Raw genomic sequence first — 834 nt, 5'->3', positions numbered from 1 at the left:
ACATGCGTGAGCTGACAGAGCAGCTGAAGGCATACGATGCCCGGTTCGTTCGTAATGAAGAGATGCCCCTTAGATTACCGGGTGGAGTGAAATTCAACAAACTTGACTATGCCAAGATTGCCATTTCTGATGTATGCGGTGGTATCAGAGGCTCTGTCGGAGGGGTTGTAGGTGCCATCGGCGGAGCTGTGAGTTCTTCCTTAATAAAAGCATGCAAGATTTATGCTTTCAAGTATGTGAAGATAAAGCTGTTCAACAAGCCCAAGAAGAGTCCAATAGCCACCTTCGACGGCAACATAAATTTTCCTGACAGTATAGGCTTCTTCCATAATACCATAGAATATGCATTGTATGAAGAGAATAACAACAGTCATCAGCTGCCTGTTTCCAATCTGATTAAATCCACCAACGACAGGATGTTGGCGATGTCTCCGAACTATCGCAATACTGGAGGCTTGACAAATTCGCAGATCTCCTATCTGGCTACAGATTTGGAACGGATGAAGAATGTGGACATCTCGTTGTCATACAAGGATTATTTCGGAAAGCTGAAGGAAATATATCCTGAAAATGCCGACATCATCGATTTCTGCGCCGAGTATGTCTATACGATGCTGTATGCCAATGTTGATGCCGACGACTATACCAAGGAAGTCCTCTATATGCTGAAGAAGTCCAACGTGGATATTTCCAGCAGCGATAAAGCATACCGCGGTATCCAGATAGCCTTCGCGAGCATCCTTTATTCCGAGAGTATGACTTATACGAGTGTAAACGCACAGTGACAATCCGTTTTTTCAATCATCTAATTATAGAAAGGATAAAACTATGAAA

Annotated in this window: 1 protein-coding gene; it reads left to right on the top strand. The window is 43.4% G+C overall.

The features are described 5' to 3' along the window. Positions 1-785: hypothetical protein (locus QVO99_RS03600; protein WP_022316234.1), on the top strand; the 785-nt coding region annotated here is incomplete at its 5' end. Positions 786-834: the final 49 nt, after the last annotated feature.

Source organism: Prevotella sp. CAG:592, from assembly GCF_000436015.1.
GTDB lineage: Bacteria > Bacteroidota > Bacteroidia > Bacteroidales > Bacteroidaceae > Prevotella > Prevotella pectinovora.
This window is presented reverse-complemented; position numbering and strand designations above follow the sequence as displayed.